Origin of the sequence: Sulfitobacter sp. DSM 110093 (genome assembly GCF_022788715.1) — a bacterium.
GTDB lineage: Bacteria > Pseudomonadota > Alphaproteobacteria > Rhodobacterales > Rhodobacteraceae > Sulfitobacter.
Genome location: NZ_CP085167.1, coordinates 69,684 through 84,365, shown reverse-complemented (window position 1 = coordinate 84,365; position 14,682 = coordinate 69,684). Strand labels below are relative to the sequence as shown.

Annotated in this window: 16 protein-coding genes; 9 read left to right on the top strand and 7 right to left on the bottom strand. The window is 55.0% G+C overall.

Going from position 1 to position 14,682, the window contains the following annotated elements:
- Nucleotide 1 precedes the first annotated feature (1 nt).
- Genes dnaQ through DSM110093_RS00370 form a run of 4 tightly spaced genes read right to left on the bottom strand, consistent with a single transcriptional unit; the run spans nt 2 to nt 2,703 of the window.
- Nucleotides 2-691 carry a DNA polymerase III subunit epsilon gene (gene dnaQ, locus DSM110093_RS00385; RefSeq protein ID WP_243266196.1) on the bottom strand — a complete coding sequence of 230 codons (690 nt, stop codon included), beginning with the start codon at nt 689-691 and terminating at the stop codon, nt 2-4.
- Nucleotides 684-1,274: a dephospho-CoA kinase gene (gene coaE, locus DSM110093_RS00380; RefSeq protein WP_243266195.1), complete on the bottom strand. Its 591-nt coding sequence runs from the start codon at nt 1,272-1,274 to the stop codon at nt 684-686. Before coaE ends, dnaQ begins: the two co-directional genes overlap by 8 nt.
- A complete protein-coding gene (locus DSM110093_RS00375; RefSeq protein ID WP_243266194.1) occupies nt 1,274-2,107 on the bottom strand; it encodes a shikimate dehydrogenase in 834 nt (277 codons plus the stop codon). The genes coaE and DSM110093_RS00375 overlap by 1 nt, the downstream gene beginning before the upstream one ends.
- Nucleotides 2,104-2,703, bottom strand: a complete 600-nt coding sequence (locus tag DSM110093_RS00370) for a Maf family protein (RefSeq protein WP_243266193.1) — start codon at nt 2,701-2,703, stop codon at nt 2,104-2,106. Before DSM110093_RS00370 ends, DSM110093_RS00375 begins: the two co-directional genes overlap by 4 nt.
- A gap of 406 nt (nt 2,704-3,109) precedes the next feature.
- Between DSM110093_RS00370 and DSM110093_RS00365 the strand changes: the two genes are divergently transcribed.
- The 7 genes from DSM110093_RS00365 (at nt 3,110) to DSM110093_RS00335 (ending at nt 10,454) form a co-directional block, all read left to right on the top strand.
- Nucleotides 3,110-3,559 carry a CopD family protein gene (locus DSM110093_RS00365; RefSeq protein ID WP_243266192.1) on the top strand — a complete coding sequence of 150 codons (450 nt, stop codon included), beginning with the start codon at nt 3,110-3,112 and terminating at the stop codon, nt 3,557-3,559.
- Between the two features lie 124 nt (nt 3,560-3,683).
- Entirely contained in the window at nt 3,684-4,955 is a 1,272-nt protein-coding gene (rho, locus tag DSM110093_RS00360; RefSeq protein WP_243266191.1) for a transcription termination factor Rho, read from the top strand.
- A gap of 32 nt (nt 4,956-4,987) precedes the next feature.
- A complete protein-coding gene (mnmE, locus tag DSM110093_RS00355) occupies nt 4,988-6,274 on the top strand; it encodes a tRNA uridine-5-carboxymethylaminomethyl(34) synthesis GTPase MnmE (protein ID WP_243266190.1) in 1,287 nt (428 codons plus the stop codon).
- 13 nt (nt 6,275-6,287) lie between these two features.
- Nucleotides 6,288-8,150 (top strand): tRNA uridine-5-carboxymethylaminomethyl(34) synthesis enzyme MnmG, encoded by a 1,863-nt coding sequence (gene mnmG / locus DSM110093_RS00350; RefSeq protein WP_243266189.1) that lies wholly within the window; start codon nt 6,288-6,290, stop codon nt 8,148-8,150.
- Entirely contained in the window at nt 8,147-8,752 is a 606-nt protein-coding gene (gene rsmG / locus DSM110093_RS00345) for a 16S rRNA (guanine(527)-N(7))-methyltransferase RsmG (RefSeq protein WP_243266188.1), read from the top strand. The genes mnmG and rsmG overlap by 4 nt, the downstream gene beginning before the upstream one ends.
- Nucleotides 8,745-9,542, top strand: coding sequence for a ParA family protein (locus DSM110093_RS00340; RefSeq protein WP_243266187.1), 798 nt, complete (start codon nt 8,745-8,747; stop codon nt 9,540-9,542). The genes rsmG and DSM110093_RS00340 overlap by 8 nt, the downstream gene beginning before the upstream one ends.
- 12 nt (nt 9,543-9,554) lie before the next feature.
- The gene (locus DSM110093_RS00335) at nt 9,555-10,454 is read left to right on the top strand and encodes a ParB/RepB/Spo0J family partition protein (protein ID WP_243266186.1); all 900 of its coding nucleotides are present in this window, start codon (nt 9,555-9,557) and stop codon (nt 10,452-10,454) included.
- On the opposite strand, the gene hemW is transcribed toward DSM110093_RS00335, so the two are convergent.
- From hemW to rph, 3 genes are read right to left on the bottom strand one after another with little or no spacing between them, the layout of a single operon-like run.
- Nucleotides 10,451-11,605, bottom strand: coding sequence for a radical SAM family heme chaperone HemW (hemW, locus tag DSM110093_RS00330; RefSeq protein WP_243266185.1), 1,155 nt, complete (start codon nt 11,603-11,605; stop codon nt 10,451-10,453). The genes DSM110093_RS00335 and hemW overlap by 4 nt on opposite strands.
- A complete protein-coding gene (rdgB, locus tag DSM110093_RS00325) occupies nt 11,598-12,209 on the bottom strand; it encodes an RdgB/HAM1 family non-canonical purine NTP pyrophosphatase (RefSeq protein WP_243266184.1) in 612 nt (203 codons plus the stop codon). Before rdgB ends, hemW begins: the two co-directional genes overlap by 8 nt.
- Nucleotides 12,206-12,919, bottom strand: a complete 714-nt coding sequence (gene rph, locus DSM110093_RS00320; protein ID WP_243266183.1) for a ribonuclease PH — start codon at nt 12,917-12,919, stop codon at nt 12,206-12,208. Before rph ends, rdgB begins: the two co-directional genes overlap by 4 nt.
- A 110-nt stretch (nt 12,920-13,029) precedes the next feature.
- Here rph and hrcA point away from each other — a divergent pair, with 110 nt between their 5' ends.
- Together hrcA and DSM110093_RS00310 are read left to right on the top strand one after the other, a co-directional pair.
- On the top strand, nt 13,030-14,094 hold the full coding sequence (hrcA, locus tag DSM110093_RS00315; protein ID WP_243266182.1) for a heat-inducible transcriptional repressor HrcA: 1,065 nt from the start codon (nt 13,030-13,032) through the stop codon (nt 14,092-14,094).
- Between the two features lie 9 nt (nt 14,095-14,103).
- Nucleotides 14,104-14,667: a nucleotide exchange factor GrpE gene (locus DSM110093_RS00310; protein WP_007118398.1), complete on the top strand. Its 564-nt coding sequence runs from the start codon at nt 14,104-14,106 to the stop codon at nt 14,665-14,667.
- Nucleotides 14,668-14,682: the final 15 nt, after the last annotated feature.

Genomic DNA, 14,682 nt, shown 5'->3' with positions numbered 1-14,682 from the left:
GTTAACCAAGCTGTTTCCACAGCACGTCGTCGCCCAATTTACCGATAAACTCGGAATGGGCGGCGGCTTCGGCCTCTGTCAGACATGAGGGCAGGGGATTGGGCCGCGGTTTCGGGGTCCAGCGTGTGTCCGGTTGACCGGCCTTCTGCTCAGGAGCAGACGATAGCGCAAAATCGGGCTGCCGCCCGCCGATCAACTCCAAATAAACTTCGGCCAGAATTTCACTGTCGAGCAACGCGCCGTGCAAGGTCCGCGATGTATTGTCGATGCCAAAGCGGCGGCAGAGCGCATCAAGCGACGCGGGCGAGCCCGGGAAACGCTTGCGGGCAATTTCCAGCGTATCGAGCGCTTGTTCCCATGGGATCTGCGGCAGGCCCATCCAGCGCAGCTCGGCATTTAGGAATTTGATATCGAAAGCGGCATTGTGAATGATCAGCTTTGATGTGCCAATAAAATCAAGGAACGATTTGCCGATCTGAGCAAATTTGGGTTTGTCGCGCAGGAAGTCGTCGCCCAACCCGTGCACCTGAAACGCCTCTTCGGGCATTCCGCGTTCGGGGTTGATGTACTGATGATAGGTCTCGCCGGTGGCCATATGGTTCATCAACTCAACTGCACCGATTTCGACGATACGGTCGCCGCTTTCGGGATCAAAACCAGTGGTTTCGGTATCGAGCACGATTTCACGCATGGCTTAGCTTTTCCCTTATATCGCGGATCACCGCTTGGACCTGCGCGCGGGCATGATCAAGCGTGTCGGTCTCTATCACATAGTGTGCTCGTGCGCATTTCTCTTTGGCGGGCATCTGCTTGGTGCGGATGGCGTCGAATTGCACTTCGGTCATGGTGCCACGGGCAAGCACGCGGTCGCGTTGGAGGGTGTCGGGGATAATCACGCAGGCCACCGCATCCATCGCAGCCTCACCGCCGGTTTCAAACAGCAGCGGAATGTCGAGAACAGCAATGTCGCTGGTGGCATCAGCAAGGAAAGCCGCGCGGTCTTGGGCCACCAAAGGATGCACAATCGCCTCAATCCGGGGCAGGGCGGTGGGATCGGTGGCGATTATCTCTTTCAACGCGCTGCGTGAAACGCTGCCCGCTTCTATTGCCGCCGGAAAAGCCCCCTGCATCGGCGCCACAGCCGCGCCACCGGCGGCATATAACCGATGCACCGCCGCATCCGCGTCCCAAACTGCACAGCCTTCCTCGGCGAACATCTTTGCCGTGGTCGACTTGCCCATGCCGATCGATCCGGTCAGCCCCAGGTGGAACATCAGCGCAGCACCGCCGTTCGCGTGGCGCGGTCAACCTCTGGCCGTTGGCCAAACCAACGCTCAAACGCGGGGACCGCCTGGTGGAGCAACATGCCAAGGCCGTCGACCGTGACGCAGCCCATTTCCTCGGCCGTTTCCAAAAGATGCGTGCGCAGGGGCGTATAAACGAGATCTGTCACCACTGTGCCAGGGCGCAAGCCGTCCAGCGGCACACGCAATGCCCCTTTGCCGATCATGCCAAGCGAAGTGGTGTTCACTACTAAATTCGCGTGCGCCAGCATATTGCCTGCCTGCACCCAATCGACAACCTTCACGCGGCTGCCAAAGTCGTGCTGCAATTGTTCGGCGCGCACGCGGGTCCGGTTCGACAGGCAGATCTCAGGCACGCCCGCGTCAAGAAGCGAAGAAACCACAGCCCGCGCCGCGCCGCCTGCGCCCAGCAGTGCCACCGTCCCGGCCTTCGGATCCCATTCAGGTGCGCCAACTTTGAGGTTTTCGATAAACCCGTAGCCATCCGTATTGTCCGCATGGATTTTGCCATCTGCACGAAATATCAATGTGTTGGCCGCGCCGATCAGTGTGGCGCGATCAGTAATGAGATCTGCAATCTTCATCACTGCTTCTTTATGCGGAAGGGTCAGGTTCACCCCAACAAAGCCCATCTTGGGCAGCGTTCTTAGCACCTCTTCCAGATCGCTCGGCTCAACATCAAGGGGGACGTAATGGCCTGCAATACCGTAGGTCTCTAGCCAATGGCCGTGCAACTGCGGCGATTTGGAATGCGCGATGGGTGATCCAATCACTCCAGCAAGGGGGATTTTCGACAGGCTCATGTCTCGAGGTCTCCGCGCAGCGTCAGATAGTTCAGCAACTCAAGAAATGGCATACCGAGGACGTGAAAGTAATCCCCCTCGATTTGACTGAACAGTCGTACGCCTTCTTCTTCTAACTTATAGCAGCCCACTGCGTGACGGATACTCTCCCAGTTTCGATCGACGTAGTCGGCAATATAAGCGTCGGTCGCTTCGCGCATTCGCAGTCGCACCTGCCCAATATGCCGCCAAAGTGGTTCACCGTCTTGGTAAAGCACCGCAGCCGCCAAAAGAGAATGCCGGCCCCCGCGAAGCTGCAGCAACTGGGTGATGGCATCATCGCGGTCGCGTGGCTTGTGCAACATCTCGCCGCGATGCTCCAATACCTGATCGCAGCCGAGGACCAGTGCGCCGGGGTTCTTTTCGCTTATCTTACGGGCCTTCATCTCGGCCAATGTATCGGCGATATCGCGTGGCTTGGCACCTTCAGCTCGCAGTGCGGCGGTGATCATCTCTTCATCTATCCGCGCCGGGATCACCTCATGCTCAACCCCGGCTTGGGCCAGCAGCTGTGCACGTATCTCCGAGCCGGAGGCGAGGACGATTTTTTTCGGCATGTGGATAACCCTGTGATGAACTGGCGCAAATCTTGAGGATTTGTTCTGCGAGATAAACGTTGACAGCACAAGCCCGCAAATCTCGCCCCGAGTCGCGGTTTTTGTCGCCGATTCCCACCCCGATGGATAGGGATAAGCTACTTGTGCGTATAACCTCTCAAGTTCACTGGTTATCCCCGGTTCGATACATTTTGTCCCCCGGAAAATACGCTGACAAGTCTTTGAAGGATTTAAATTTTCCCGAATCGGAGAGGTTTTTTCCACAGGGGTCCGCGAAGTTTGTTCACCTGTTGATAACCAATGGTATAAATCATTAATCCACAGGAATCCGCATCCCTACAATCAACTACATCTTTTCTCTTTTCTTATTTATTAAGAAAGAAGCACGCACACCGGAGCCCTACCCATGTTTGACCTTCTCAGCTTTGCCTATCCGTGGATCAAAGCGCTCCATATCGTGTCCGTCATCAGTTGGATGGCCGCGCTGTTTTATCTTCCACGTCTTTTCGTGCATCACGTGGAACAGGCCGGTTCCGCCGGTCAAATGCACGACACTTTCTCGATGATGGAATACAAGCTCGCTCAGGTCATCATGCGGCCCGCGATGATGGCAACATGGGTTTTCGGCCTCGCCCTCGTTCTAACGCCCGGAATTGTGGACTGGACGATGATCTGGCCTTGGACGAAAGGCGCAAGCGTCATCGCAATGACGGTTTTCCATGTTTGGCTAAAAAAACAGGTAAAGTCGGTCGAACAGGGCCAAAGTAGCGTCACTGGCCGTCAGTTTCGCATGCTGAACGAAGTTCCGACGCTGCTGATGATCGTTATCGTCTTCTCTGTCATCGTGAAATTCTGAAGCAATTGACTCAAGCGCCACCCTTGCCTATATCTGCGCCACTGTCCCGTCCGGGGCGGTTTCTGCTTGCCACATTCAAATGATCGACCAGCCCGCATTCTGCTGCGGCTGAACAGGATGCCCCATGACAATCGAAACGCTGAACCTCGCTGATCTTAAGGCGCAGACGCCGAAAAACCTGCTCGCCATGGCCGAAGAGCTGGAAATCGAAAACGCATCGACCATGCGTAAAGGCGAGATGATGTTCCAAATTCTCCGCGAACGCGCGGATGATGGTTGGGAGATCTCAGGCGACGGTGTCTTGGAAGTGTTGCAAGATGGATTCGGTTTCCTGCGCTCTCCGGAAGCAAACTACCTGCCGGGCCCTGATGACATCTATGTCTCGCCCGACATGATACGCAAATGGTCGCTGCGCACCGGGGACACCATCGAAGGGTTGATCAAAGCGCCTGACGACACCGAACGCTATTTCGCGCTGACTGAAGTGACCAAGATCAACTTCGAAGCGCCCGAAAAAGCACGCCACAAGGTTGCCTTTGAGAACCTGACGCCACTGTACCCCGATGAGCGCCTGACGATGGAGGTCGACGACCCGACGATCAAGGACCGCTCAGCCCGGATTATCGACCTTGTGTCGCCAATCGGTAAAGGCCAGCGTTCGCTGATCGTGGCCCCACCGCGCACAGGTAAAACCGTGTTGTTGCAGAACATCGCAAACAGCATCGAAAAAAATCACCCAGAATGTTACTTAATCGTCTTGCTGATCGATGAACGCCCCGAAGAAGTCACCGACATGCAGCGTTCGGTGAAGGGGGAGGTTGTGTCTTCCACCTTTGACGAACCCGCGACCCGTCACGTGGCCGTTTCCGAGATGGTGATCGAAAAGGCCAAACGTCTTGTCGAACATAAGCGTGACGTCGTGATCCTCCTCGATTCTATCACGCGTTTGGGGCGTGCGTTCAACACCGTTGTACCGTCCTCCGGCAAGGTTCTGACCGGCGGTGTGGATGCCAACGCATTGCAGCGCCCGAAACGCTTCTTTGGTGCCGCACGGAATATCGAAGAGGGCGGCTCACTCACCATCATCGCGACTGCGCTGATCGATACGGGCAGCCGGATGGACGAAGTGATCTTTGAAGAGTTTAAAGGTACCGGTAACTCTGAAATCGTGCTTGATCGCAAGATCGCTGACAAACGCGTCTTCCCAGCGATCGACATTCTTAAATCCGGCACACGGAAAGAAGACCTATTGGTCGATAAAGTCGACCTCCAAAAGACGTTCGTGTTGCGCCGTATTCTCAACCCGATGGGCACGACTGACGCGATCGAATTCCTGCTGGGTAAACTAAAGCAAACAAAGTCAAATTCTGACTTCTTCGACTCTATGAACACCTAAGTTATTTAAAGATAACAGTAGGTTAGTGAATTATGGATACGATATTCGCCCAAGCGTCAGCGCCGGGCCGTGCCGGGATTGCGGTGATCCGCATTTCAGGTCCGCAGGCCTTTGGGATCACGCACAAGATCTCCGGTAAACGCCCGATCGGGCGCGATAGCGTACTGCGTACCCTGCGGGGCGCTGATGGAGAGGTTATCGATCAGGCCTTGGTGCTGAGCTTTCCTGAGCCGAATTCGTTTACCGGCGAGGATGTGGTTGAACTGCACCTCCACGGCTCAATCGCCGTGGTCCGTGCGATGCTGTCGTTGCTATCGGATTTCCCAGATACCCGAATGGCCGACGCTGGAGAGTTTACGCGGCGGGCGTTAGAAAACGAAAAGCTTGATCTGGCCCAGGTCGAAGGACTTGCGGATTTGATCGAAGCCGAAACCGAAGCTCAGCGAAAGCAAGCGGTCCGGGTTCTGTCCGGGCACCTCGGCGCACGGGTTGAATATTGGCGCAAAGATCTGATTAGGGCGGCTGCTTTGTTGGAGGCCACAATCGACTTTGCGGATGAGGAAGTTCCGCTTGATGTGACCCCTGAAGTCGATGCATTGCTCCAAAAGGTGAGTGCGGAACTTAAAGCCGAAATTAGCGGAACTCATGTCGCTGAACGTGTGCGAAGCGGCTTTGAGATTGCGATCATCGGTGCGCCTAATGCTGGAAAATCGACTCTTCTTAACGCGCTTGCCGGTCGTGATGCAGCGATAACATCAGAAATCGCTGGAACCACCCGAGACGTTATTGAAGTACGGATGGACCTCGGGGGGCTTCCAGTCACTCTTCTCGACACAGCTGGCTTGCGTGATAGCGAGGACCAGATCGAATCGATCGGTGTTGAGCGAGCGATTGCGCGCGCAAAGTCGGCCGATTTAAGGGTCTTCCTTGCGTCGTCGGGGGAGACACTTATGATTGCCCCAACGCCTGAGGATATCGTGTTGAGACCTAAGGCAGATCTCACTGGCGACATGGGTGATGGGATTTCGGGAAAAACCGGGCTGGGCGTGTCCGAACTTATTGATCGGATCCGGTCAACCCTTTCTGAACGGAGTTCTACCATTGGTTTAGCGACCCATGAGCGACATCGCGTCGCTTTAGAGGAAGCTGTCTCGTGTTTGTCGGAAGTTGATGCTATTCTAAGCCTAGGGCCGGATAGCTATGATCTGGCAGCGGAAGAATTTCGGTTCGCCATACGAGCGCTTGAAACTCTTGTCGGGCGAATTGATGTTGAAAACTTACTGGATGAGATCTTCACCAGTTTTTGCGTAGGTAAATGATGGAGTGTTTCACGTGAAACATTTTGATGTGATCGTGATTGGTGGGGGGCATGCGGGCGCTGAGGCAGCTCACGCATCCGCTCGCCTAGGGGCCAATACCGCACTGGTGACAATGAGCCGCGATGGCATTGGTGTAATGTCCTGTAATCCCGCAATTGGTGGTTTGGGCAAGGGCCATCTGGTCCGTGAGATTGATGCTATGGACGGCGTGATGGGTCGCGTAGCAGACAAGGCCGGCATCCAATTTCGCCTTCTTAACCGGAGAAAGGGGCCGGCAGTTCAAGGCCCGCGCGCGCAAGCTGATCGAAAGATCTATCGCAACGAAATGCTTCGCGAAATTGAATCACAGTCGAACCTCTCGATCGTTGAAGGAGAGGTTATTGATTTTTTGATTGACGCTGGGTCTGTAACTGGCGTTTGTCTTGCAGACGGGAGAGAGCTAAGTTCCGGTTCGGTGGTTCTGACGACAGGTACGTTCTTGCGGGGTGTGATCCATATCGGCGACGAATCCCATCATGGGGGCCGGATGGGAGATAAGGCTTCCGTTAGGTTGGCCGAGAGGATCGATTCCTTCGATCTTCCGATGGGCCGACTGAAAACTGGCACCCCCCCACGGCTAGACGGCCGTACTATAAACTGGGATGCTCTAGAGACACAGCCGGGAGACGAAGAACCTATTCTTTTTTCGTTTATGTCGGAACATATCTCAGCCACCCAAGTTGCCTGCGGTATCACGCATACCAATCCAAAGACTCACGAAATCATCCGTGACAACCTCGAACGGTCGGCGATGTATGGGGGGCATATCGATGGGATAGGGCCGCGCTACTGCCCCTCAATCGAAGATAAAGTGGTGCGCTTTTCTGACAAAGAATCTCACCAGGTCTTTCTAGAGCCCGAAGGGGCGGACGACCATACTGTATATCCAAACGGTATCTCAACGTCACTGCCTGCAGATGTGCAAGAAGCCTATGTCCGTAGTATGGTCGGTTTGGAGAACGCGGTTATTCTTCAGCCGGGTTACGCAATCGAGTATGATTACGTTGATCCCCGGGCGCTGTCGCTAACTTTATCTGTGCGGTCCGTGCCAGGCTTGTACCTAGCCGGTCAGATCAACGGCACAACCGGTTACGAGGAAGCAGCTGCGCAAGGTCTGGTAGCGGGATTGAATGCAGCGCTTGCCTCACAGGGTCGGGATAGTGTCGCATTCAGCCGGTCTGATAGTTATATCGGCGTAATGATCGACGATCTTACAACCCGTGGCGTCACAGAGCCGTATCGCATGTTCACATCCCGCGCAGAATTCAGATTGTCCTTGCGCGCTGATAACGCCGACCAGCGGTTGACTCCGGTGGGTCTAGAACTCGGGTGTGTTTCAGAGGAAAGAATGACGAGTTTCAAAGCGAAAGTTGTATCGCTTGAACTTGCTAAGGCGCTTTTGTCTGAGCGGGTATTTATTCCTAACGAACTTCTTTCTTCCGGCATCAACGTCAATCAAGATGGATCAAAGCGGACTGGGCTGCAGGTATTGGCCTTTCCCAATGTCCTGTTTGAGGACCTGATCCCGCTTGTACCTCAGCTTGCTGACTTTTCGCACGAGGTTCGCCGGCAGGTCGAACGCGATGCGCTATACGCAACCTATATTGAGCGCCAGCGAAAAGAGATCGACGTCCTGAAAAAAGATGAGATGCTTGAAATCCCAAATTCTTTTGACTTCAATGAACTCTCAGGTCTCTCGAATGAGTTAAAGTTCAAGATTTCGCAGGCGCGACCCGAAACAATGGCTCAGGCGGCTAGAATAGACGGAATGACTCCAGCTGCGCTTACATTGATTCTAGCGCGGATTAAACGGGGCGAGAGGAAGAAGTCTGCATGAGCGATCTCGAAGCGCTAAATGTTTCACGTGAAACATTTGACAAGCTGAACATGTTTTCCGAGCTAGTTCGAAGGTGGAACCCGAAAATCAACCTGGTTTCTAAAACCAGTTTGGACGAACTCTGGGAACGGCACATCATGGATTCGACCCAGATCTTCTCGCTTGTCAAAACCGAAGGTCACTGGGTGGATCTAGGCAGCGGCGGAGGGTTTCCCGGAATTGTGGTGGCCATACTCAATCAAGAAAAAGAGAGATTTAAAGTTACGCTTGTCGAGAGCGACCAGAGGAAGTGTGCCTTTCTACGTACGGCGATCCGGGAGTTAGAGCTTTCTGCCACGGTAGAGAATGAACGGATAGAGCTACTCCAGTACCAACAAGCGGATGTCCTCTCGGCACGTGCATTAAGTGATCTTACGAGCCTCCTTGGTTTCTGTGAGATGCATCTTGATCCGTTGGGCGTGGCACTTTTTCCCAAAGGCAAAAGCTGGAAGGAAGAAGATGAAGCTGCGCGGCACCTGTGGTCTTATGAATGCGATGCTATTCAAAGTAAGACAGACCCAGACGCGGCCATTTTGAAAATCAAGGAAATCACTCGTGTCTGACCTTTCCCGGCCAACCGGACCAAAAATCATCGCTATTGCGAACCAGAAAGGTGGTGTTGGGAAAACGACCACTACAATTAATCTAGCTGCTGCGCTCGCCGAAGCTGGGAAGCGGATCCTTGTCGTGGACCTCGACCCGCAGGGGAACGCATCCACGGGTCTCGGGATCGAGGTTGAGGATCGCGAGTATACAACATACGAACTTCTTCTAGACGATATCGAGCCGGAACAGGTTATACAGAAGACCGAAACCGAAGGTCTTTTCATCGTACCGGCAACCGTGGACCTCAGCTCCGCTGATATCGAACTGTTCGCGAATGAAAAACGAAGCTTCCTCCTCCATGACGCTTTGCGCCAAACTCAGATGGATCAGTTCCATTTCGATTATATCCTCATTGATTGTCCTCCGTCTTTGAACCTTTTGACGGTGAATGCGATGATTGCTGCGCATTCTGTGCTCGTCCCGTTACAAAGCGAATTCTTCGCACTCGAAGGGCTATCGCAGCTTATGCTCACAATCCGTGAGGTCCGCCAAAGTGGGAACAAAGACCTGCGCATTGAGGGGGTCCTTCTTACGATGTACGATCGGCGCAATAACCTGTCGCAACAGGTCGAGAATGACGCACGCGCGAATTTGGGAGAACTCGTCTTCCAAACAATGATCCCAAGGAATGTTCGGGTAAGTGAAGCGCCAAGCTTTGCCATGCCAGTTCTAAGCTATGACCCTTCCTCGAAAGGGGCGGTGGCTTACCGGGACTTGGCGTCGGAGCTAACAAAAAACAATGGTTAATAAGGTGGCAGTATGGCAGATAGACAAGAGCGTAAACGGGGCCTTGGCCGGGGGCTTTCGGCGCTGATGGCTGATGTAGCAGAGACAGAAAGCGTTGCCGCTAAGGGGGCCGCGGCGGCGGAGCAGTTCATCCCAATTGAGCGGATCAAGCCAAATCCGGACCAGCCGCGTAAGCGATTTGAGCAAGATAATCTTGACGATCTTGCGGCTTCAATTCGCGAGAAGGGCGTTATCCAACCGCTGATCGTTCGTGCGATGAGCGATGGTAACTTTGAAATCGTTGCCGGTGAGCGCCGCTGGCGTGCCTCACAGATTGCGAAGGTTCATAGCCTACCGGTCATCGTGCGCGAATTCACCGATGTTGAAGTTCTTGAAGTTGCAATCATTGAGAATATTCAGCGTGCGGACCTGAACTCGGTAGAAGAAGCTGCTGGCTATCGACAGTTGATGGACAAGTTCGGGCATACACAGGAAAAGATGGCCGAGGCGCTCGGAAAAAGCCGGAGTCATATTGCAAATTTGCTGCGGCTTTTGAACCTTCCTGACCCTGTTCAAGAGATGGTTCGCCAGAATGAGCTGAGTGCTGGCCACGCGCGGGCCCTGATCCCGGCGAAAGACCCGATGAAATTGGCTCAGCAAGTCGTCAAGGGCGGTCTATCTGTACGGGCGACCGAGGCTTTGGTCAAGAAAGACCATGCTGGCGAGCGTGGTAATATGGTAAATAAAGACCGTCTCTCGCAGCGCTCAGAGAAAGATGCTGACACACAGGCGCTTGAAGGCGATTTGTCAGCCAACCTCGGAATGAAGGTGGTTTTGGACCACAAGTCCGGCCAAGAAGCTGGCAAGGTAACATTGCATTATACATCGCTTGATCAGTTGGACGAGATCTGCCGCCTGTTGGGCGGAGCCTAGGGAAGAAGCGTTTCGATCACGGCGTTCAATACGATAACGCCCTGATCTGAAACGGTTAATCGATCACCTTCGCGCGCCGCCATACCGAGGTCTTGCAAGTGATTGACAGCGTCTTGATCAATTTCATGCCCGGCAATGGCGGCGTAGCGGTTGAGGTCAACGCCTTCTTTCAGGCGTAAGCCCATCAAAAGAAACTCGGTTGCTTGTTCGCTCCTGCTTATCATTGCTCTGGGCTTTTCGGATTCGCACTTCGAAACACCATCAAGCCAGCGCTGCGGATTGCTATAGGCCACCGTAGCTAGCTTTTGACCGTCCAAGGTTATTCTTCCATGCGCACCGGGGCCAATTCCGATGTAGTCGCCATAACGCCAATAGATCAGGTTGTGCCGGGATTGTGCACCGTCCCGTGCATGGTTTGAAACCTCATAGGCGGGCATGCCCATTTCATTGCAGATGTCCTGCGTCAAGGTGAACATATCCGCGCCGAGGTCTTCGTCCGGCAGGCCACGCAGCTTGCCGCGCGCGTACCGATCCCCAAATGCAGTGCCTTGTTCGATTGTAAGTTGATAGAGGGAAATATGGTCTATCGCGAGGGATAGGGCCTGCTTTAGCTCTGCTTTCCACTGGGCAGCGGTTTGATCCTGCCGACCGTAGATAAGATCGAAGCTCACCCTCTCGAACGTGCCGCGTGCAATATCAAAGGCTGTCATAGCCTCTTGGGCCGAGTGTAGCCGACCAAGACGTTTAAGATCCGCGTCGTTTAGGGCCTGAATGCCCATCGAGACCCGTGAAACGCCCGCCTGCCGATAGGCGGCGAAGCGGCTTGCCTCTACAGAGCCGGGATTGGCCTCGAGTGTGATTTCGAGATCATTGGCTGTGGGCCAGTGGCGTCTAATGGCAGAAATAATGTCTGCCACGACGTCAGGGTCCATTAGGCTGGGTGTGCCGCCACCGAAGAAAACCGCGTTGAGCACACGCCCCGGGGTTTCATCGGCAGCGCGCTGTAATTCGCTTAGGTAGGCGTCGCGCCAAGCGCGCTGGTCGATTGTACGGCTGACATGCGAATTGAAGTCGCAATAGGGGCATTTCGCTTCGCAAAATGGCCAGTGGATATAAAGACCGAAGCCGCCCTGTTGCCAATCTTCAGCCAAAACAGCCCGCAATCAATTTGGCAAAGGCATCAGCGCGGTGGCTGATGCTGTTTTTCTGATCGGCGTCCATCTCGGCAAAGGTGATGTCATGTCCATCCGGCCGGAATATCGGATCATATCCGTGACCCTGCTTACCGCGCATGGGCCAGACTAGGGTGCCGTTAACCTTCCCAGCGAATACCTCATCATGGCCATCCGGCCACGCCAGTACCAAGGTCGCACAGAAGCGGGCACGGCGAGGGTGGGGGGCGTTTTTCTCTTCTAGGAGATCGTGGGTCTTGGTCATGGCCATGATGAAATCGCGGCCATTTTCGGTCTCGGCCCAATCGGCGGTATAGACACCGGGGGCGTTACCCAACGCTTCAACCTCGATGCCTGAATCGTCGGCTAGGGCGGGCATTCCAGTGGCCTTTGCGGCAGCATGTGCCTTGATCCGCGCATTGCCCACGAAAGTGGTTTCAGTCTCTTCCGGCTCGGGCAGCTGCATCTCTGCCGCGCCGACCACGGTCACCCCATGGGGTGCAAAGAGTTGGCCCATTTCCTCAAGCTTGCCAGCGTTATGCGTCGCAATCAGAATACGGTTTTCGGTGAATGTGCGGGTCATGCAGTAACCGATTTCTGGATTTCCGCCAATTCACCAACGCCTTTTTCGGCAAGGTCCATCAGTTGGTTCATCTGGTCACGGGTGTAGGTAGAGCCTTCGGCGCTCATCTGGACTTCGATCAACTTGCCCGAACCGGTCATGATAAAGTTACCGTCAACGCCTGCCTCAGAGTCTTCGGGGTAGTCGAGATCAAGCACCGGTTGGCCCGCATAGATACCACAGCTTACCGCGGCGACAGGATCAACCAGTGGATCAGAGACGACATCACCCGCTTTCATCAGCTTGTTCACCGCCAAACGCAGCGCAATCCAGCCGCCGGTGATCGACGCACAGCGCGTGCCGCCATCGGCCTGAAGCACGTCACAATCGACGGTGATCTGACGCTCGCCCAGAGCAGACCGGTCAACGCCTGCGCGCAGGGCGCGGCCGATTAGGCGCTGGATCTCGACCGTGCGACCCCCTTGCTTGCCCGAAGCGGCCTCTCGGCGCATCCGCGTGTTGGTCGCACGGGGCAGCATGCCATATTCTGCGGTCACCCAGCCCAGACCGGAGCCTTTGATAAACGGGGGCACGCGGTCCTCGATTGTAGCGGTGCAAAGCACATGGGTGTCGCCCATTTTGATCAGGGCCGAACCTTCAGCATGTTTGGTGAAACCTGTCTCGATCGAGACGGCGCGCATTTCATCGAGTTTCCGGCCAGAGGGACGCATGACATATCCTTTTTAATGTTGCCCGGGGATACCGCCCCACAAGGCTTTGATGCAACCCCGATTGACGTTTGCCCGGCTTGTACCTTTATTAGACATGAGAGCGAGCATAGATGAAAAACACGCCTGAACTGCTGAAAGACATGAATGACCGGTCCCGCGAAGTGTTTCGCCGGGTGGTAGAAGGATATCTGGAAAACGGTGATCCGGTCGGTTCGCGGACGCTCACGCGGGATTTCAGTGAAAAAGTGTCCGCTGCGACGATCCGCAATGTGATGCAAGATCTCGAATATCTGGGTCTGTTGGACAGTCCGCATGTCTCTGCCGGGCGTATTCCGACGCAGTTGGGATTGCGGATGTTCGTCGATAGCATGATCGAGATTGGCGACCCTACTGAGCTGGACCGCGAGAAGATCGACGCGACATTGGGTAACAATTCCTCTGATGTCGGTGGGTTGTTGGATCGTATCGGTTCGGCCCTATCGGGCGTTACTCATGGCGCTTCCTTAGTGTTGACGCCAAAGCACGAAGCGCCGATCAAACACATCGAATTTGTCTCACTTTCGCCGGATCGGGCGCTGGTGGTGTTGGTTTTCTCGGATGGGCATGTGGAAAACCGGCTGTTTACCCCGCCGCCGGGCCAAACCCCAAGTTCGATGCGTGAGGCGGCGAATTTTCTCAACGCCTTTGTCGAAGGAAAGACGATCAGTGAATTGCAGCGAAGCATCAAACAAGAGATCGCCAAGCGCCGCCAAGAGATTGACGTGCTGGCGCAGCAACTGGTCGAAAGTGGCGCGGTCCTGTGGGACGGGGAAGGGGAGCATCCTGAACGCTTGATCGTCCGAGGCAGGTCGAATCTGCTGAGTGGAGAGGGGGAGGCCGAAGACCTCGACCGTATCCGCAGCCTGTTTGACGACCTAGAGCGCAAGCGGGACATTGCCGAATTCCTCGAACTGGCCGAAGATGGGGACGGTGTGCGCATTTTTATCGGGTCAGAAAACAAACTTTTCTCACTTTCGGGTTCCTCTCTGGTCGTTTCCCCTTATATGAACGCTGATCGTAAGGTGATCGGAGCCGTGGGTGTCATTGGCCCGACACGCTTAAATTATGGACGTATCGTGCCGATTGTGAATTACACGGCACAACTGGTGGGAAAGCTGATTTCCGACCGGAACTAGAGGTGGAACATGGCAGAGCCGAAAGAAAACGACTTTTTGGACGAGATCGACAGCGCCGAAGCTGAAGAATACGCCGAAGACATGGCCGAGATCGACGAAGAAGCCCTTGCGGTGGAAGAGTTGCGCGCCGAGCGCGACCAGTATCGTGACCGTTTCATGCGCGCGCTGGCCGATGCAGAGAACGCGCGCAAGCGGTCCGACAAAGACCGGCGCGAAGCCGAGAACTACGGCGGCTCTAAGCTGGCCCGCGACATGCTGCCGGTCTACGACAACATGAAACGCGCGTTGGAAACCACGACGGATGAACAGCGCGAAGCCTTGGGTCCGTTGTTGGAGGGTATCCAGCTGACAATGCGTGAGCTGCTAAGCGTTTTCAAAAAGCACGGCATCGAAGTGATTGCACCCGAGGTTGGCGATAAGTTCGACCCGAAGCACCACGAAGCGATGTTTGAGGCCCCCGTGCCTGGCACCGTGGCGGGCGAGATCATTCAGGTCGCCGCCGAAGGCTTCATGCTGCACGACCGTCTGCTGCGCCCCGCGCAGGTTGGGGTGTCTTCGACCCCGGCGAGCTAAGCTCAGTCAGATATC